Annotated in this window: 16 protein-coding genes; 5 read left to right on the top strand and 11 right to left on the bottom strand. The window is 42.7% G+C overall.

Going from position 1 to position 19,465, the window contains the following annotated elements:
* Positions 1-114 precede the first annotated feature (114 nt).
* The 9 genes from ACM0OY_RS06585 to dnaK form a co-directional block, all read right to left on the bottom strand.
* Positions 115-1,053 (bottom strand): polyprenyl synthetase family protein, encoded by a 939-nt coding sequence (locus ACM0OY_RS06585; RefSeq protein WP_414568058.1) that lies wholly within the window; start codon positions 1,051-1,053, stop codon positions 115-117.
* Between the two features lie 78 nt (positions 1,054-1,131).
* A complete protein-coding gene (locus ACM0OY_RS06580) occupies positions 1,132-1,944 on the bottom strand; it encodes a hypothetical protein (RefSeq protein ID WP_414568057.1) in 813 nt (270 codons plus the stop codon).
* On the bottom strand, positions 1,941-4,313 hold the full coding sequence (locus ACM0OY_RS06575; protein ID WP_414568056.1) for an eCIS core domain-containing protein: 2,373 nt from the start codon (positions 4,311-4,313) through the stop codon (positions 1,941-1,943). Before ACM0OY_RS06575 ends, ACM0OY_RS06580 begins: the two co-directional genes overlap by 4 nt.
* A 291-nt stretch (positions 4,314-4,604) precedes the next feature.
* Positions 4,605-4,733, bottom strand: coding sequence for a hypothetical protein (locus ACM0OY_RS06570; protein ID WP_414568055.1), 129 nt, complete (start codon positions 4,731-4,733; stop codon positions 4,605-4,607).
* 120 nt (positions 4,734-4,853) lie between these two features.
* Positions 4,854-5,126, bottom strand: a complete 273-nt coding sequence (locus ACM0OY_RS06565; protein ID WP_414568054.1) for a DUF3143 domain-containing protein — start codon at positions 5,124-5,126, stop codon at positions 4,854-4,856.
* Between the two features lie 112 nt (positions 5,127-5,238).
* A complete protein-coding gene (locus ACM0OY_RS06560; protein ID WP_414568053.1) occupies positions 5,239-5,802 on the bottom strand; it encodes a J domain-containing protein in 564 nt (187 codons plus the stop codon).
* 61 nt (positions 5,803-5,863) lie between these two features.
* Positions 5,864-6,013 carry a hypothetical protein gene (locus ACM0OY_RS06555; RefSeq protein WP_414568052.1) on the bottom strand — a complete coding sequence of 50 codons (150 nt, stop codon included), beginning with the start codon at positions 6,011-6,013 and terminating at the stop codon, positions 5,864-5,866.
* Positions 6,014-6,075: 62 nt separating this feature from the next.
* Positions 6,076-7,071 (bottom strand): DnaJ C-terminal domain-containing protein, encoded by a 996-nt coding sequence (locus tag ACM0OY_RS06550; RefSeq protein ID WP_414568051.1) that lies wholly within the window; start codon positions 7,069-7,071, stop codon positions 6,076-6,078.
* Between the two features lie 192 nt (positions 7,072-7,263).
* Positions 7,264-9,345 (bottom strand): molecular chaperone DnaK, encoded by a 2,082-nt coding sequence (gene dnaK, locus ACM0OY_RS06545; RefSeq protein ID WP_414568050.1) that lies wholly within the window; start codon positions 9,343-9,345, stop codon positions 7,264-7,266.
* Positions 9,346-9,645: 300 nt separating this feature from the next.
* On the opposite strand from dnaK, the gene ACM0OY_RS06540 reads away from it, so the two are divergent.
* On the top strand, positions 9,646-10,494 hold the full coding sequence (locus tag ACM0OY_RS06540; RefSeq protein ID WP_414568049.1) for a M28 family peptidase: 849 nt from the start codon (positions 9,646-9,648) through the stop codon (positions 10,492-10,494).
* Positions 10,495-10,552: 58 nt separating this feature from the next.
* Here the strand turns inward: ACM0OY_RS06540 and ACM0OY_RS06535 are convergent, their stop codons facing one another.
* Positions 10,553-11,404, bottom strand: coding sequence for a pantothenate kinase (locus tag ACM0OY_RS06535; RefSeq protein ID WP_414568048.1), 852 nt, complete (start codon positions 11,402-11,404; stop codon positions 10,553-10,555).
* A 107-nt stretch (positions 11,405-11,511) separates the two neighbouring features.
* Here ACM0OY_RS06535 and ACM0OY_RS06530 point away from each other — a divergent pair, with 107 nt between their 5' ends.
* The 4 genes from ACM0OY_RS06530 to ACM0OY_RS06515 all read left to right on the top strand — a co-directional run bounded on the left by ACM0OY_RS06530 (position 11,512) and on the right by ACM0OY_RS06515 (position 16,963).
* Positions 11,512-13,236: a diflavin flavoprotein gene (locus ACM0OY_RS06530; RefSeq protein WP_414568047.1), complete on the top strand. Its 1,725-nt coding sequence runs from the start codon at positions 11,512-11,514 to the stop codon at positions 13,234-13,236.
* 105 nt (positions 13,237-13,341) lie between these two features.
* The gene (locus ACM0OY_RS06525) at positions 13,342-15,054 is read left to right on the top strand and encodes a diflavin flavoprotein (protein ID WP_414568046.1); all 1,713 of its coding nucleotides are present in this window, start codon (positions 13,342-13,344) and stop codon (positions 15,052-15,054) included.
* Positions 15,055-15,564: 510 nt separating this feature from the next.
* The gene (locus tag ACM0OY_RS06520) at positions 15,565-15,927 is read left to right on the top strand and encodes an FAD-dependent monooxygenase (protein WP_414568045.1); all 363 of its coding nucleotides are present in this window, start codon (positions 15,565-15,567) and stop codon (positions 15,925-15,927) included.
* Positions 15,928-16,618: 691 nt separating this feature from the next.
* Positions 16,619-16,963, top strand: coding sequence for a DUF1815 family protein (locus tag ACM0OY_RS06515; RefSeq protein ID WP_096541181.1), 345 nt, complete (start codon positions 16,619-16,621; stop codon positions 16,961-16,963).
* A gap of 307 nt (positions 16,964-17,270) precedes the next feature.
* On the opposite strand, the gene ACM0OY_RS06510 is transcribed toward ACM0OY_RS06515, so the two are convergent.
* The gene (locus tag ACM0OY_RS06510; RefSeq protein WP_414568044.1) at positions 17,271-19,367 is read right to left on the bottom strand and encodes a CHAT domain-containing protein; all 2,097 of its coding nucleotides are present in this window, start codon (positions 19,365-19,367) and stop codon (positions 17,271-17,273) included.
* Positions 19,368-19,465: the final 98 nt, after the last annotated feature.

Here is a 19,465-nt window from a genome sequence, read left to right as displayed (position 1 = left end):
GAGTGTGGGAGGGTAAGAAGCTTTTTTCTAATCTCCCCCCATACTGCTCTTCTTGCAAAAGTGAGGAAAAGGGTAAGGGTAAAGGGAAAGCGATTCAGAAAAAACCCTTGACCTTTAACATTTCGAGAAGAAATCAATATCACCAAACATGCCAGTGATGTAGGATTCTAATATCTCTTTTCCCTCGGCATTTGGACAAACTTTAATTGCCTCTAACGCCTGCTCTCGCTCCTTTAATGCTGCCCAAATTAAAAAACTTCTGGTATCGATTGCATCCAAAATTCCTTTGATTCTTTCAACATTCGCAGCAACTTCATTTGCCTCGACTAAGGCTACAAGCTCCTGACGTTTTGGATGATCGAATTGCAATCCATACAGTAATGGCAGAGTGACTTTTCCTTGCTGCAAATCTGTGATGCCGTCCGGTTGCCAGATTGACTCCATATCATTGAGAATTTGTACAGCCAGTCCTAAATGATGCCCAAAAACTGCACAGGCATTAATTAGGTTGGGATCGTCTGTACCGGCCATCGCTCCTGTGGCACAAGCCATAGCTGACGCGGCACCTGTCTTCATTTCTATAGTTAACCAATAATCTTCAATATTTTTGGTCATTCCGCCTAGATCTCTATCCTGACCAGCAGAAATCCGCCAACATGCATCCAGAAAGGCTTGATTGATTCTCTTAAAGACTTGAGGTTCAAAGGGAGCTTTGCTAAGTATTTGAAAGCAGAGAACATTAATAGCAGCAGCAGAGTTCCATGCTCTGGCTGCTCCCACCTGTTCCCATAATTGTCCAGGTCTATCTCGATCCTCTAATTCATCCAAAATACGCAAACATGCTCCAAAAGTCAAAAGAGCAGCAGAGATATGAATGGCATCTTTTGGAGTACCGCCAACAGCTTGACAAGAGGCTAATGGTAGCATCGCCTCTGGAGCCATTGGTTCTTGAAGAAAATTGCTAAGCAAGGATCTTAATGCTGACCAGTAATCAGGAATTGAATTTTCCAGAACCTCTCTAACGTCTGTATATAAGGACTTTAGGGAGTTCATTTCAAATTATCCATCTCTATTTTTGTTTATAATTCAGCGCTGAGGACATGAGTTTTGTTTGCTACTTGCTTTTGCTGGTTATCTTGATTTGCGAAGGTCAAGGTTGATACGAATACTGTAATGATAAGGATGTTCACTTGTAACCTCCGTGCCATTATCGGTTAAACTCAAACGTACACCCGACTTGATAGTAAGCCAGGTATCTTGCAGATAAGTATCGAAGACATTAACGGGATGTTCAGCAGAGCGATCGCTAAGTTTAGCAGTCGAGAGATTTGGGGCAGCATCAGCTAGTAAAGGTTCAATCGAACCCAAAGGACGAGGGGATGGGTGTCCTCCCTCTTGAAGTGCTTTGGCTTTGGTAAGTGGCTGACTGATGGAAATGGAGTGAAAAACTCCCAATTCTCCTAATGCCTGAACCTGCCAAGGAACTATTTGAAATGCTAGATAGTAGAATGCCGTTTTTGGCTTGTCTGACTGTAAGGTCGTTCCACTGTTTCTGTAGTATTGCTGCATATTCTGTGGAACCAAACTTTGATGAAGCTGGATGTAAGGAGTTAAGTCTTGATTGAACCACCCGCCTAAAAGCTGACCTAATTCATCAGAAATACGTTTTACCAAAGTTGGATCGGTTACCTGTTCTCCGTCAATGCTAGAGACTGTGAGAGATGTACCTCGTAAGAGGTTGTCTATTGACGGCAAGTTGATGGCAGCGGTTGTTTGCTCTTCAAAAAAGGGGTAAGCACCAATAAGACTCTCTCCTTGTATTCGCTCTGTAGAGGAGAGCGTTTGTAATGATGAACGCGAAGGTTTATTGGCTTCCACAGTATAAACTCCTATGGCAAAAATGATTAACAAACTAATGAGTGTCAAACGCATTAATTTATTCATTTATCAACTTCAATATTTAATGAAGATGTATTAGTTAAGGTAGGCAATCCAGGTATTAGCGGTGTTTGTACTTGGATGTTAGGAGTAAATATACCCTTGGTAGTAGGTTTACCACTAATGCGACCTGTTAAGGGATTAAGGCTAAGACCGGGGGGTAAAGAACCTCCACTTAAACTCCATCCTACGGGTACATCAACAGGAGACGTACTTCCTGCTTGTACTACATAAATATCGCTGCCAAAGACACTACTTGTGATTTGAGGGCCGTAATCTCGGGTAGTTACTTGCACTGTATGGTCTTTGCGCGGAATAGTCTCACTGTAGGCTTTACGTTTTCTAGCTTTCGGAAGTGTAGAAGAACTTAGTTCTACCAGATGGACAACTTTGCCATTATGTGCAGCCTGAGCATCAATATCTGTACGATCTAAGGCAGCGTCGTGTAATTTACCTTCGATCCGAGATATCACGTGATAGTTAAATGCCCAACCGTTAGGTGAAATTGGAGGAAATGGGTTGTTGTAAGTTGGATTTGGACTTCTTGTATTAACGAGGTTAATAAGACCATAGGGTCCACCCAGAGTTACCCAAATATTCTTACCTACCGATTCAAAGCCTCCCCAAAACATCACAGTGTTAGCATTCAATCCCACAGAACGGGCAAGTAGAGTCAATAAGTTGCCAAAATCAGTACAAATTCCAACGCCATCACCGTAGACTGTCAGCGGATCGGCATTAATGCGATCGGCTGGATCGTAACTTACATCACCACGGAGTCCTGAGCGGATTGCTGTGGGGACATCACTTGCTCCCGATGCGTAACCTGTGGCTTTAGCAACTGCAAAATTATATAGAGGACTAGCTAAAGGAGCGGCATGAAGCCAATAAAGTAGGTGGCTTCCAGTTGTAGTCATCGGTGTCCAGGTAGTACCATCTATCGAACCTTCCCATTCCAAACTGTAGTTACTCTTGCGGACTTCGGTAGAGCCAGTCAGCCCAGATAATGTTAAACCTGTAACGTCAATAGCATTACCACTAGGAGTAATACCAGTCTGTGTACCGCGAACAACTCCTCCCTCTTTGACGCGTACAGAAACACTAGGAGGAGCGCTAGCATCACCTCCAGCATCACCTCCAGCATCAAGTCCAGGTAAACTGCTTCCCACATTCACAAATCGAGCATTAAGAGCTGGAGTCGCACCCTTGGTATAAGCAGCGGCATGATCGACAGAACTTGGTCTCCAAGTTGGATTAATCTTTGGATCTGAACTGTGAGCAGTTAGGGGGTGACTAGATGTAAATTCAACGCGTTCAGCGTTAACAGAAGGCTTACTACTCCCACCACATCGCCTTAAAGTTGTTGAACTATCTCTTTGTTGAATATCTACAGGTTTGTGTTGCTCAAGAATTTGTTCTTGGGAAGCAGTTATTTTTTCAGAAGAGTTTTTCTGCTGAAACTGGAGAATCTCTTTGCGGTAAAGTGAGGAGTTATGATTGGAAGTTTTTTCTAAAGATTGTAAATGATTCAATACTTGACTACTCGGTGTTTGACCTTCTAAAGTTGGTATTTTTGGGTAACTAATTGTGTGGTTAGGTTGTTTATTAACTTGCCCTTCAACTCCACCTGTCTGCTGCACCACATGGGTTAATTCATGCGCTGTCAATTCATCCTTAGCTGGTGTCTTACCTGCTCCAAAGTAAATATCTTGTCTGTGTGTAAATGCCAGCGCTCTAAGATCTTGATTCATCTGCACCGCAGAGGAATCTGTATGCACTCGCACTTGGCTGAAGTCGGCACCAAAGCGAGGTTCCATGAACGATCGCACATCATCAGGTAACGGGCTTCCCCCACCTTTGCTACTATTGAGACGACTCTCAATATCATCCTCTGCCTGCAAGTCTCCATCAATAGCCGATTGTATGGATGGCTTAGTCTGTACTTCCTCTTCTTCCTCCTCACAGATTGCACATTTGCGCTGTAAGTAGTCTTCAGGCTCTACGGTAGAAGAGTTAAGTTTATCTGGCACAACCATCCGCATTACCTGATTTGCCACCTGATTCGCTTCCTGCTCATACCGATCGTTTGGTTCTCCCACCGTCAGTTTTGCCTGGGGACGACGTAAAGCTATGCGACTAATATCGTGACTCAAAGGCCGTTGCTCAATGGCTTGTGATAACAAGGATTGCTCGTCAGCAGACTCCGCTTCTTCAAGCTTGGTTGATTCTTCTGTTGCTGTTTGAATTAGATTATTTGTTGGTAAACTAAAGCCGGATGTTGGGCTTGCCAGCGTCGGGGTATGTGGTGAGACAAGGGACGGATTAGAAAAATTTAATGTACCTGCTTTCTTGCGTCCAAACGTGCGATCGCTCATCTCACCCTTCCTTTATTGGTGGGTAGAACCCTGATTTTTCATTTCAGGCATTTATTATTACCATATTTTATAATTTTTGGAAATGCGATCGCTATCGACTTTAGTCTAAGATTTACAATCAGACCCAGCCGTCTTTTGGCTTAGTGTTTACACGGTTTATTGCTGTATTATAAGTAACTTCATTTGCAACTGATGTCTATCGACAAGCCGCTACGCGTCTACGCTTTTGGTGGGTGCTTTTGTCACCTGTGCCGAGTTTACAAGATTGGCGATTATATTTAAGCTCAAACGTCAGCGATCGCATTTTGGTAGAATAAACGGGTTAAATATAGCCGTAGTCACACAGGTATGGTGTGTCTTTGATGGAGAGTGAGGACAAGGCTGGCGATCGCATTCAGCAGTGATGATGCGATTTAGCATATTTTACAATTTGTGGAAAGACGATCGCTATCGACTTTAGTCTAAGATTTACTTAATAATTCTCAAACTTGCTTCTAATAAGCGATGTCTTTTTACAGTATCCTGTACTCAGCACTTAGCTTATGGACCAGAAAACACCGCTTGTTCTATATCTTCCCTACTCAGAGAATATTTAAATGAGCGTTGGATATCTTGTCCATTTTCCGCAGATTGCACATATCGCACTACGATTTGCTCAACATCTAGCCAAAGTTCAGCTTGCCAACTCGACCGCTGCACGCGCCAGCAATGCCTCTGTGTTTCATCTTGTTGACAACCTTGCTCTTTTAACCACTGCTCAATTTGTGGCAGGGGATGATTGTATAAGGGGGTATCTGGGGGAAGAAGAGACATAGGAATTTTGGATTTTGGATTAGGAAATTTTTTAATATTTAATTACCATCAGGGGAATTACAAGAGGTCTCAAGAAGTGTGAAGTACACAAACTAAATTTGGTATTAGACATTCAGCCTGTTTTACTTCTGGATTCTGAATTCTGCTGTAATTGCGACACATAGGTAATCTGCTGTACAGATAGGTTTGGTTGCTGCAAATGCGTTTGCAAAGCAGCATCACCACGAGTTAAGCCAATGGCAACTGCTAGTAACAGACAACCTACAAATGTTAACACTAGTATAAATAAAGCGAAGATTTCGCCAGATGAAAGTGGGCGATCGCTAGCATCGAGATAAGCTGATTTTGAGAAGTCATAAGAGTGCGAAACCGGATGATTCAAATCAGAGGGTGCTTGAATCACTCCAAAGCGGGAATAGCCAATTTTTAAATCGTAGCTTAATCGACGTTCTGGATGGCTCAGGGTGGCGTAGGCTTCGTTGAGTTGCTGAAACTTGGCAGTAGCTACAGCAGCAGGCAATTCTGTAGTATCAGGATGATAGCGTTTGCTCAATTGCCGATAAGCCCGACGAATATCGATTACGGATGCCGAGGGATGCAGTCCTAGCAGGGAGTAATAAGTTGGTTCACTGCTTTGTGGCGTCGTCCCTTTGTGATTCACGGCTGTTTGAGTCACTTTGCGTTCGAGTTTTCTCTAATATTGTAAACTGGCTAATGCCATAGGGGGCTAACTGGCTTTATTCCAATATTTGATTTCCAACTACAAGATAGAAGAGTTTGAGATTCTCTTGAGTTTCACAAAATTCTTCGTCCAAACGCAGTTGTGGTGTACCTTTTGGATTGGCTGCCAAAAATAAGATGCGTTTGCTCGAAACTTCACTATTCATTTGATTAATTTATACAATAACGATATCAGATCCTCAAATAATCTAGATATACTCCACCATCCCTAACCTATTAAGTCAGCGCGGGGTTTAAAGGTTTCAATTTGCCGCAATTTTTCGTAAAGTTCCCGTTCTTCTGGACTAATGTTTTTCGGTGTAACTATCTGAATTTCCACCAATTGATCGCCACGTTTGCCATCATCATTAGGGTAACCTTTGTTGCCTAGCCGAAATTTTTGACCAGACCTAACTCCAGCAGGTATGGTCATTTTTACAGGGCCATCCAGGGTGGGTGCTTCTACCTGTCCTCCTAAAACTGCTTCGCTGGGAGTCACAGGCACTTGGCAGAGGATGTTAAAACCATCTAGCTTAAACAATGAATGAGGCTCAACAGTAATTTTTAAGTATAAGTCGCCACCGCCAACGCCTTGGTTTCGCAAACGAATAGTTTGACCTGTAACCATCGCTGGAGGCATATTCACTTCAAGCGATCGCCCATCTTCTAAACGAATGCGTTCGTTACCACCTTGATAAGCTTTTTCTAATGGTAGAGTCAATCTGGCTTCTATATCTCTACGAGGGGTGCGGGGTGGGGTGTTAACTGTATAGGCGACTTTTGTTCTCGGCGAACGAAACGGATCGCTATTAGCACCATTATTGGAGTTATTTGCCCCATTTTTATTTTTGACGCCGATAACTTGATTAATAAAGCTTTCAAAGTCGGAAAACTCACTTGGATCTACGTCCTGTTTATCATTGCGACCGTTAGCGGCGGTTTGCCAGCTTTTAGACTTTGGCGTCTGTTTATTGCCCGCAAAGCCTTTTTGCTTCCAATAACGGCTAAACTGGTCATATTGCGATCGCTTGGCTGGATCTGAAAGCACTTCATAAGCCTCGCCGATATCCTTAAATTTATCCTCGGCTGCTTTATTTCCAGGATTAAGATCCGGGTGATACTGTCTTGCTAATCGCCGATAAACCTTTTTAATTTCCTCATTAGAGGCGTCTTTAGATACTCCTAAAATTTCGTAGTAATCACGGAAATTCTGCAAATTTTGCATAGTCAGCTATTTAAATTTTAGATTTTGGATTAATCAAAAGTTAGGAGTTAGGAGTTGGTAGTTATAAGTGAGTAATTAGGAGTTGGTAGTTAGGAATTACGATCTGAAAGATTTAATTTTTCGCTTTTCAGTTTTCAGTTTTCACTCCTAACTCTTAACTCTTAACTCTTAACTCCTAACTTTTTTCAGAAACTACAACCAATCATTGTCTTCTTCATCATCCCAGTTATCTTGGTAACTTGGACGGGATTTGCGTGGAGGACGGTTTTCATAGGAGGAAGAACGATTATCTCGGTTATAGTCTCTGCCATAGTCTCGGTCTCTGTTATAGTCTCTACTATAGGAGTCGCGATCGCGAAATGTATCTCGCAAAGGTTCGCGTTCTCGTTCTCGTTCTTTATCCCCACCAGTGAAGATATCGCGGATAGTGCCAAATAAATCGTCGTCTTCGTCTTCAGCATAATACTGGCGGACTTCTCGATTTAGCTCATATAAAGCATCTTGCAGGTCGGCGTAGGCTTGGTCAATACCGCGATCGTCGTTTTCCTTGAGGCTTTCTCGTAATTCTTGGCAAATATTATCAATTCTTTGGCGGCGGTTGCGGGCAAACTGCATACCAAATTCCAAGGCTACTTCTCTAAGTTGTCGTTCTGCTTGGAAAATTAACGCCTCCGAACGAGTCCGTTTTTCTACTCGTTCTTTACGTTCCCGGTCAACATCGGCGTATTTTTGAGCATCCTGAATCATCCGATTGACTTCCGATTCTGTCAGGGTAGAAGCGCCTTGAATGGTAATACTCTGTTCTCTACCAGTAGTTCTATCTAACGCTGTGACCTGTAAAATTCCATTTGCATCGATATCAAAGGATACTTGGATTTGGGGAATACCCCGTGGGGCTGGTGGAATGCCATACAGCTTAAACCGTCCTAAAGACTTGTTGTTTGCTGCCATGTCTCGTTCGCCCTGGACTGCGTGAATTTCCACAGTATTTTGATTATTTTCCGATGTGGAAAATATATCAGAGCGGCGTACTGGTATAGTAGTATTACGAGGAATAAGTTTTTTCATCACGCCGCCGATGGTTTCCAGTCCCAAAGATAGCGGTGTGACATCCAAAAGCAGCACATCTTTGAGTTCCCCTGCGAGAATCCCTGCTTGAATCGCTGCACCCACTCCCACCACTTCATCGGGGTTGACATTTTCGTTGGGTTCGATACCAATCAAGTCCCGTACTAGCTGCTTCACCATTGGCATTCTTGTGGAACCGCCAACTAACACAACTTCTTCAATATCTCTAGGTGAGAGTCCGGCGTCTTTGAGGGCGCGTTTAACTGGTGTCCGTAATCGCCCAATCAAATCACCGCATAGACTTTCAAACTGGGAACGAGTCAGACGAGTTTCTAGATGTTTTGGTCCATCTTCCGTGGCGGTGATGAAGGGTAAGTTAATATCGGTGACGCTGACAGCAGAAAGTTCAATTTTGGCTTTTTCCGCAGCTTCCATCAGACGTTGCAAAGCTTGGCGATCGCGTCTTAAGTCTACCTCTTCTGTTTCCAGAAATTGCTCTGCTAACCAATCTACTATTACTTTGTCAAAATCGTTGCCACCAAGCTGTGTGTCTCCACTGGTGGCTTTAACTTCAAATATGCCATCGCCTACTTCTAAAATCGACACGTCAAAGGTGCCACCACCCAAGTCAAATACTAAGATAGTTTCCGTGTCACCCCGATCTAATCCATAAGCCAAAGATGCAGCAGTTGGTTCATTGAGAATCCGCAGTACTTCTAAACCAGCAATTCTGCCAGCATCACGAGTTGCTTGCCGCTGAGAATCGTTAAAATAAGCAGGTACCGTAATCACTGCCCCTGTCACAGGTTCACCCAAATAGCGACTAGCATCGTCTGCTAATTTCTTCAGCACCATTGCGGAAATTTCTTCTGGGGCGAAATCTTTATTCAGACGGGGACAAGCGACTTTAATATTACCTACTTCATCTTTGCGAATCGTATAGGGGACACGCTTTGATTCTGGGTTTAGTTCGCCATACTTACGCCCAATAAACCGCTTCACTGCAAAAAACGTATTTTGGGGATTAAGGACGGTTTGCCGTCGTGCCATTTGCCCAACCACCCTTTCGCCTTCTTTACTAAAGCCAACTACGGATGGGGTTGTTCGCATTCCTTCTGCATTGGCAATCACCACCGGCTTGCCACCCTCCATCACGGCGACTACTGAGTTGGTTGTACCCAAGTCGATGCCGACTACCTTGCCCATGCGTTACTCTTCTCCTAAAGTGTCTTATATATTTATTATGATTGGGTGGAACTACCTCTAGCTTTGTGCTATACGGTGAAAACACCTCAATGTATAATAGTCGTCATTAAGGTAGTAAGTTAAAAAATTCAGCTAGAGGAGATAGTTGCAAGACTAGGATAGCATTGACGATGCTTGGTGTGTCCAAGCAGCCTCAATTGTTGTTATCTAGCTAATTCTGTTTACTCTATCTACAAGTTGCTAAATGCACCTTAATCATACTTGCTCTGCTTTTTTGAGTGCCTGAAAACTTTAAAAGATTTGAATTTAACACAGCGATTACAAACTTTCCTCAATGAGATAGCGCGAGAACGCGATCCTTACATAGCAACAGCTGGGCATTTTTTTGTCCAAGAATATATTCGCCAGCAATTTTCCCAATGGGGAAGTGTGGAAATCCACACCTTCCAAGTTAGGGGTAAAGCTTGTAAAAATTTCATCTTAAATTTACCTTCCCAAGCAAGACCGCAAAAAAAAGATTTGCCGCCTATTTTAATTGGCGCCCATTATGATGCTGTTCCGGGAACGCCAGGCGCAGATGATAACGCCACAGGTATGGCGGTGTTGCTGGAATTAGCCAGAAAGTTTGCTGCCGAACCTGTAAGATATCCTTTAAAGCTAGTAGCTTTCGATATGGAAGAATATGGCTTATTAGGTAGTGCTGATTATGCAGCTTTGTTGCGCGAACAAAAGCAACAGCTACGTTTAATGATTTCACTAGAAATGCTGGGCTATAAAGATTCTACACCCGGCTCTCAAAGTTACCCGCCTTTTTTAAACCGCTTTTACCCTAATAGCGGCGATTTTATTGCTTTAATTGGCAATTGGCGGACAATTGGTGATTTAATTGGTTTGAGTCGTAGTATTCGCCAAGTCGGTGTATCTAGTCAATGGTTACCCGTACCAAATAGAGGTTTAATAGTTCCGCAAACCAGACTCAGCGATCATGCATCTTTTTGGGATTTGGGTTATCCAGCAATGATGGTCACAGATACAGCATTTTTACGGAACCCAAATTATCACAAACCTAGTGATACAGTTGCTAGTTTGGATTTAGATTTTCTTAGCAGTGTATGTGAAGGTTTAGAGATGGGGATTAGACGATTATAGAACTGGACTTGATGAGATAAAAAAGTTATCAAACGCCATCTTACAGGAATAAAATTACTTACCAAGTTTCAATTTCTCGCATTCCCCAAAAAATTAAGTTTGGTTCCACAATTAAATGTGTTGCAATTTCCGGATATAAGGCTTGCAGATAATTGATTATTAAAGTGCGATCGCCACCTTTAATTGCAATCTTTCCACCAGGAAATAAATTCCACCACGCCTGAATAAAATCTTTAATTCCAGCTATAAAAGTGTAAATCACACCACTTTCAATTGCCTCTGTTGTATTGAGCGCAAAACGTGATGGGAGAGATGCCAATTTGTCTATTTCAACTAATGGTAACTGTCCTGTTTGTTGACCCAGAGTTGCAAATTGCAAACCTAATCCTGGCAGAATTGCACCTCCAACCAAACACTGATTAGCATCCGCAGCTGTAAAAGTTAAGGCTGTTCCTGCATCAATCACCAACATTGGAAAACCCCAAGTTTTTCCCGCACCCCACAAAGCTAAAGCACGGTCAATTCCTAATGTGGGATACACACCTTTGAGGGGTATTTGGTCTAAAATAATCACACCAACGTTCGGATAACTTTGCCAAATAGCAGTTTGGCTGGGAACTACGGAGGCGACCAGAAGAGGGCAGGGGGGCAGAGGAGCACAGGGGCAGAGGGGAGAAGTGTTGCTTAGAAAATCACCTGGCTCAAAGGGCGAAAAAATTTTCTTTAACAAATCATTTAGGGTTTGAGATTCAGCCAATTGCTGTACAACAGACTCAGCTAGATAATCTGTATCCCAGGTTGAGTAAAGAATCTCGCCAATAAACAACGCCCAGTGCAACCGAGAATTGCCAATTTCCAAAGCTAGCCAAATATTCTCTCTGTGTCCTCCGTGCCTCTGTGGTTCGATCATTTGATTTTTCTTAACATCAACATAAATTTTTTAATAAAAATTTACATAGAACACGTGTCAAAATAAGACAAGAGGAATAAATACTCAATTTGCCAAGGAGGGGAGTTATGGTAGCGCTTACCGAAAGAACTGAAAAACGGCTTACCATACAGACTGTAGAAATAGCTCAAGATACAACGGCAATTCGATCACTGGATTGGGATCGCGATCGCTTCGATATTGAGTTCGGTCTGCAAAACGGTACTACTTATAACTCGTTTCTCATCCGGGGGGAGCAAACTGCCTTAGTCGATACCTCCCACGAAAAGTTTCGTCAATTATATTTTGATACGCTTACCGGACTAATTAACCCCAAAGAAATAGATTATTTGATTATCAGCCACACCGAACCAGACCACAGCGGTTTAGTAAAAGATTTGCTGCAAATGGCTCCGGATATTACAGTTGTGGCTTCTAAGGTAGCAATTCAGTTTTTAGAGGATTTGGTACATCAGCCATTTAAACGGCGGATTGTGAAAAATGGCGATCGCTTAGATTTAGGTAACGGTCATGAATTTGAATTCGTCATTGCACCAAATTTACATTGGCCAGATACCATCTTCAGCTTCGACCACAAAACCCAAATTCTCTTCACCTGCGATGCTTTCGGGATGCACTATTGTTCCGATACCACCTTCGACGAAGACTTAAAAACTCTTGAAGCAGATTTTAAATATTACTACGAATGCCTAATGGGGCCCAACGCCCGGTCTGTGCTGTCTGCCCTCAAGCGGATGGGGGAATTAAAAACCATCGCCATGATTGCCACTGGTCACGGGCCGTTATTGTCTCATAATGTTGACGAACTAGTTGGACGTTACCGCAGTTGGAGCCAAACCCAAGCCAAGCCAGAAACAGCCATTGGGATATTTTACGTTTCGGAATACGGTTATGGCGATCGCCTAGCCCAAGCAGTTGCCAATGGTATCAACAAAACCAATGTCGCTGTGGAAATTGTGGATTTGGGATCTGAAGTGGATTTACAAGAGTTGCGGGAACTAGTAGGCCGTTGTGCGGGATTGGTTGTTGGTTTACCTCCGGCTTCAGGTGCTGCTAGCATCCAAGCTGCACTCAGTACAGTTTTAGGATCTGCCAAAGAAAAGCAAGCCATCGGCGTATTTGAAAGTGGCGGCGGTGATGATGAACCGATAGATCCTTTGCTGAGTAAATTCCGGAATTTGGGTTTGACAACAGTTTTCCCAGCAATTCGGATTAAGGAAACACCCACAGAAAACATTTACAAGCTTTGTGAAGAAGCGGGTACAGACTTAGGTCAGTGGGTAACACGCGATCGCAGCATCAAAGCCATGAAATCCCTTGGTGCAGACTTAGATAAAGCACTAGGTAGACTCAGCGGCGGACTATATATTATCACCGCCAAAAAAGGTGATGTTTCCAGTGCGATGTTAGCTTCATGGGTTGCTCAAGCCAGCTTCAAACCCTTAGGATTTTCCATTGCAGTCGCCAAAGACCGGGCAATTGAATCATTGATGCAAGTAGGCGATCGCTTTGTGCTTAATGTCTTAGAAGAAGCCAATTTTCAACCACTGATGAAGCACTTTTTGAAACGGTTCGCCCCTGGCGCAGATCGCTTTGAAGGAGTGAAAACCCAGCCAGCCGAAAATGGTGCCCCCATCCTCACCGATGCCCTCGCCTACATGGAGTGCGAAGTTGTCAGCAGAATGGACTGCGGCGACCACTGGGCAGTATACAGCACCGTCTACGCCGGACGAGTTTCTAAGCCAGATGCCCTGACTGCTGTTCATCATCGGAAAGTTGGAAACCATTATTAGGGACTGGGGATTAGGGATTGGGGATTGGGCATGAGAAAGAATTTCCCAGTATCCAGTCCCCAGTACCCAGTACCCAGTACCCAGTACCCAATCCCCAATAAAGCTATGTCAACAAACAAACCCCGTGACGTTCAAGTTTTCCCCATTGCTACAGATACAAAAATATTGCGATCGCGCAGTTGGTCAAGGCTGAGATTTGAAATAGAATATGCTCTGGCTAAGGGTACAACTGCGAATTCTTATTTGATTGAAAGCGATAAAAATGCTCTGATTGACCCTCCTGGGGAAACGTTTACAGAAATTTATTTAGAAGCGTTGCAGGAGCGTTTTGATGTTACAAAACTAGATTATGTAATTTTGGGACACGTCAACCCTAACCGCGCTGCAACTTTAAAAGCTTTACTGGAAATTGCGCCACAAATCACTTTTGTTTGTTCTAATCCAGGGGCGATAAATTTACGCGGGGCGCTGGAAAATCCAGATTTGCAAATTCTGGTGATGCGGGGAGAAGAAACTCTGGATTTAGGCAATGGGCATAATTTACAATTTATTCCCACCCCCAATCCCCGCTATGCAGACCACCTTTGTACCTACGATCCGCAAACAGAAATTCTCTACTCAGATAAGTTATTTGGGGCGCATGTTTGCGGAGATCAGGTATTTGATGAAGGCTGGGAAATCTATAACGAAGACCGCCGCTATTATTTTGATTGCCTCATGGCTCCCCACGCTCGTCAAGTTGAAACAGCGTTGGAGAAACTTGCAGATTTACCGGTGCGAATGTACGCTACTGGACATGGAGCCTTGGTGCGCTATGGCTTAATCGAACTTACCAAAGCTTACCGAGAATGGAGTCAGCAACAAACTTCTGCTGACTTGACAGTAGCGTTGATTTATGCATCAGCTTATGGAAATACAGCCACTTTAGCCCAAGCGATCGCTCGTGGCATCACCAAAGCTGGCGTCGCAGTAGAATCGATTAACTGCGAATTCACCGACCCAGAAGATATCCGTACTGCTGTGGAAAAATCCGCTGGCTTTGTCATCGGTTCTCCTACTCTTGGCGGTCACGCACCTACACCCGTGCAAACAGCTTTAGGAATTGTTCTAGCCACAGGTACCAATAATAAACTTGCTGGTGTGTTTGGTTCCTTTGGCTGGAGTGGTGAAGCGGTTGATTTAATTGAAGGCAAGTTGAAAGATGCTGGTTATCGGTTTGGTTTTGATGCCATCCGCGTCAAATTTAAACCAGACGACGCTACCTTGCAATTGTGCGAACAAGCCGGCACTGACTTTGCCCAAACATTAAAAAAAGCGAAAAAAGTGCGCTCGCAAAGCGTTCCTGCCACTACCGTCGAACAAGCAGTTGGGCGAATTATTGGTTCGCTGTGCGTTCTCACAGCCAAGCAAGACGACATATCCAGCGCCATGTTAGCTTCTTGGGTGTCTCAAGCTAGCTTTAGTCCCCCTGGTTTAACCATCGCTGTTGCCAAAGACCGCGCTGTGGAAAGTTTGACACACTCAGGAAATAAATTTGTCCTGAATATCCTCAAAGAAGGCAATCACTTGGGTTTGATGAAGCATTTCCTCAAACCCTTTGGCCCAGGACAAGACCGATTTGCCGATGTCGCCGCCGAAGAAGCAGAAAACGGCTCTCCCATACTGACAGACGCCTTAGCATATCTCGAATGTTCCGTACAAAACCGGATGGAATCTGGCGATCATTGGCTGGTTTATGCAACCGTGGATAATGGCAAATTGTTAGATACTGATGGTGTCACAGCCGTGCATCATCGCAAATCGGCAACTCATTATTAATTGGGTACTGGGTACTGGGGATGGCGATTGGAAAATTCTTCTCCAGTATCTAGAAATGAAGTTTTGACATCTCAGTGTTCTTAGTTCTGAGCTAAAAAGTGCAAGCTTGGAGAGCGATCGCGTATTATCTTGTTTTTATGAATCGCCTATTGATAAGCTTGTTTGGAGAGAAGCGATCGCCTAGTTCAATAATTTATTTGTGACTGTATTTTTGAGAGTATTTTGAGTAGTTTCACCAATTTAAAAAAAGAGTGCGGCAGATAGATGCTCCGAAACCCTCGTTATGTCGGCTTTCTTAATTTTGAATTGGTATTATGTAGGGTGTGTTATGGCGTAGCCTAACGCACCTAAACCTTTGAGTGGTGCGTTAAATTGGAAAAATTAGCTAGCATTGCTGATTGTGTGTTTATATCAACTAAGCAGCAGTTTAATCGACTAAAAAGTCAGTTGACAAGGCAGCACAAAATTTGTTAACTATTAACCAACTGACAAGTCTGTCGATTATAAAAAATGCCCACAAATCAGAAAATTATCACCCCGACTCAACCTTGGAGCAAGCAGAATATTACACTGCTGGGTGATGCTGCACATCCAATGCTACCAACTATGGGACAGGGAGCATGTACAGCATTAGAGGATGCTTTTGTGGTGGCTAAATGTCTCAAACAGCTTTTCAATCCGATAGTAGCTTTCCAACAGTATGAATTAAAGCGGTTTCCCCGCACAAAGGCGATCGTTGAGCAGTCCTTACGAGCAGGGAAAATGGGTGAATTGGATCATCCTTTTGGTGTGGTACTACGAAATACATTTATAAAACTTATGGGAGCAACTATTAGCAGTAGTTTTAAGTCACTTCATGCTTACAGAGCTTAAATATAAACGGATAGCTGAAAGTAGTGCCTAAATGGCAACATTGTTTCCCTGAGTTTAGATATTGTCAGTGTTGAGTTTATCTATTATGGATTCCACACTCAGATCGATCTCTTAAGTACGTAGTTTTTGTATCGCAATTTATATTTACTCTGCAATTTACTACTGAATTTACCAATTGCACTCTCATCTGCTCAAATATATATAGCTAGGAGGAACAAATTTGGTATACCTAATAATCTGTACCTACCAAAATCTACGCTAGAAAGATAACAGATTAAACATGCAAGCAAAGCGCACTATAACGACGCAAAACTACGTTAGATTCTCTTTTACCTGTGAATTTAGCTGCACGTCGTTAATAAAAACGCAATTTGTAGCTTTTCTGGAGTTGACTAGTGGTAGATTTGAGTTACTCTTGAAGCGATCGCTTGGTCTAGGAATCTACCCTGACAGAAGTGTATAAAGACATAAGTTATATTTAACAATTCTGTCCCAGATTTTGAATTTCCAAACTGAATAGTTTGATACGGCGCTCAAAACCCTAATGCTCTACCCTAAACAAGGTAGTCAATTAATGACTCAATATCATCTGTCTAGTAATTGTAATGAATAGTTTACAATACCAGTGGATGAGAAAATCTAAAGAAAATATAAAAGTAACTCAAACGACTGTGGTGTCTGGAGGACAAAAGTGTTTCTGAGACTAGCACATCAACATCGACAATTCGTCCAAGACTTGGTAATGAACCTGCAAGCCTTGGCGATTGTACTGGAGCGGCGTGGGTATCCTGCGTCCTGCTATACCTGTGGCGACCAGATGAATAGTGCATCATTTATGGTTAGCTTGGGTGATAACCATCTGATTCGGTTTCTAGTATCCGACTACGGGATTACTTGGACTGAAATGCGGGATGACCGCGAATTAATGAAGTTAGAAGGTGCAGAGGCAATTAACCAGCTACAAGAGTTGGCTAATCTTGTCAAACAATCTATGCAAATCGATACAGACTCCAAAACTTTAGCCAAGAAGTGTTAAGGTTCCAAAAGTCAATGGTGAATGACAAATTGATTCTCGGTAACTGGTGATTGGTAATAGCGGCTTGCTTAGCGATCGCTCATTACTGATTCTCCGTTACCCTTCAGTGATTGGCACTTTATTAGCCCGTCGCATCTTTTTTTGTATCTACCAAAACTTCACAAGCCAAATTTTGAACCTTGAGCTATCAGGTGTTAAAACGCACCACAGTCAGAGGTGGGGTATATAGCTGCCACATTCTGCAATATGTTTGTCCTGTTATGTAAAAATATCATCAAAACGCGATCGTCAAAGGATTCAGTAACTCCTAAAGTCCGTTGCCAATCAAAATAAAGGGTGCCCAATAATACGGGTGATTAAAGTTACTAATTTGCCTTGCAGGCGTATTGTCAGTTTTTGGCTTTGAGTGTCCGCTAATTAATGAGATTTGAGCTTTTCGTAAGGCTTCGGTTTTACTGAGTTTTTCAGAAGAGAGAATATTATAAAAAGCGCTCATCAGTGCTTGTGTACCACCATCATCCACAGACCATAACGAGGCGATGGCGGCTCTAGCGCCGGTTTGCTGCATTTGATAGCCAAAGCCCAAAATTTCCTCACCGTTACCTAGCTTGCCTCCTAAGCCTGTTTCGCAGGCACTCAACACTACCAAATCTACATTGGGGAGTGACCAAGTAGAGATATTTCTAAAGTTAACGCGATCGCCATTCCCGAATAAAATAAACGAATCTTCTGGTTTACCCACCACAAAAGCTGCATGAGTCGCTAAATGGACAATTGTATAATCATCCATTTGGGGTACAGTAACTCCAGGGCTAAAAGCATCATCTAAAAGTTTCTTAGTTTCAGGAACCGCCGCCGCTAAACTTTCTACTTCCCGCGTTGCAAACGGCAAACCAGCAAAAGCAACCTGCCGATTACCAACTTTGATTTCATAATTACCTTTAGTAAAAGCACCTGCTAAAACTCGCAAATTAGATTGTTTTGGAGTGTTTAAGTTAGTCAGGCTAGCAGATGTAATGTGATTAACACTAAAGCGCTGCACTAGCCATTGTTTCCCATCATATAAAGCAGTTAAAGGAATGTAGCGTAACTGGTCATCTGGAGCGTAAATCAGAGTTTGTGTACCTGATAGCTTCAAGTCTTTTTCTATTGGTTTAATTAGCCAGTTATACAATTGGCTTGCAGGTGCTTTGATATTTTGACTAGGATTGATTAAAGCTTCGCGGAAGTCTCCAATTGCCTGATGAAGATTTTCGCTTGTCACAGCAACAGTGCGATGAATTGGTGGAGAATCGGGAGTTACTAATACCAATTCCAAGCTATCTTTTAAAATCAGTGGGTAGATTAGTACAGATTTTTGGGGCAACCTAGCTAGATTATCCCGAATTTGATTGAGACTTTCCAAATCCAAATTTTGCCGCCTAGCTGTACGGCTAATTTGTTCTATTTGCGCTTTTACTTGAGGACTATCGAGAAACTTGTTAAATTTATCCAAGAGTTGCTGCTGGTTTAATACTAACTGCTCGATGCGTTGTTTTTGTTGTGGCGATCGCTCTTGGGGAGGAATTTTTCGGAGTTTTGTTAGTTCTTTTCCCAGTACAACAGCATTATCTAGGGTTTGATCTAACTTTTGTTTAATTGGTTTTTCTTGTGCCACTATATCAATGCCTTTAGCAGTACGTTGATTACCTGGCACATTTTGGAGATACTCCTCTAGTTCTTCAACTTTGAGTAAATCCATTGTTCGTTGAGCTTCAGGAATACGTTTCTGTTTGAGTAATTGCTCACCCAAAATTCGATATGTCTGCTTAACAGTTATGCTGTAAGCATCTGGTTGTGGTGCAGTTAATGTTAATGGATTCAAACGAGCTTTTTCACGGTTGATTACGCAACCTTTGTAGAAAATAATTGCTAACTCTGGTTTGTTTTGGATATCAAATAAGTAACCTACATTACTATAGGTTTTGCCAAGCCGGACTAGATCTCCGAGTTCTTTATTAATCGCGATCGCTTGCTGATAAGATTGAAGTGCTTCGGGATACTTTCTTTGGCTTTGATATACTCTACCGATGTTATTAAATGTTACAGCTTCCCAAGAGCGATCGCCGTATTCTCTACTGACGGCTAATGCTTTTTTTAATATTTGCAATGCTTGTTGCGATTGACGTTGCTGAGATTGTTTGATAGCTTCTTCATTAAGCCTTTCAATTTCTGAGAGTTGATTATTCTGGGGTAAAGCTTGAGCTTGTTGTCCAAAATGCGTAGACGCGCAGCGGCTTGTCGTCAGACATCGCAACTTTGGATTTGTACTTACTTGGTTATTTTCTGGGTATACCATCCCAAAACCTAGTACACTAAGTAGAGTCAAAGTTACAACTTTAACATATCGGAGATTAGGCCGCATAAGAAAACACTCCCTATACTCAGAAGTGTAAATCTTAAATCAACAAGTCATGGAAAGCAATTAATTTTTAAACTATTCTATATTTCGATAATTTATAG

It is taken from the genome of Nostoc sp. CCY 9925 (assembly GCF_963920935.1).
In the GTDB taxonomy this organism is placed as follows: Bacteria; Cyanobacteriota; Cyanobacteriia; order Cyanobacteriales; family Nostocaceae; genus Nostoc.
The sequence above is the reverse complement of the archived record's forward strand: the minus strand, read 5'-3'. Positions and strand labels throughout refer to the sequence as shown.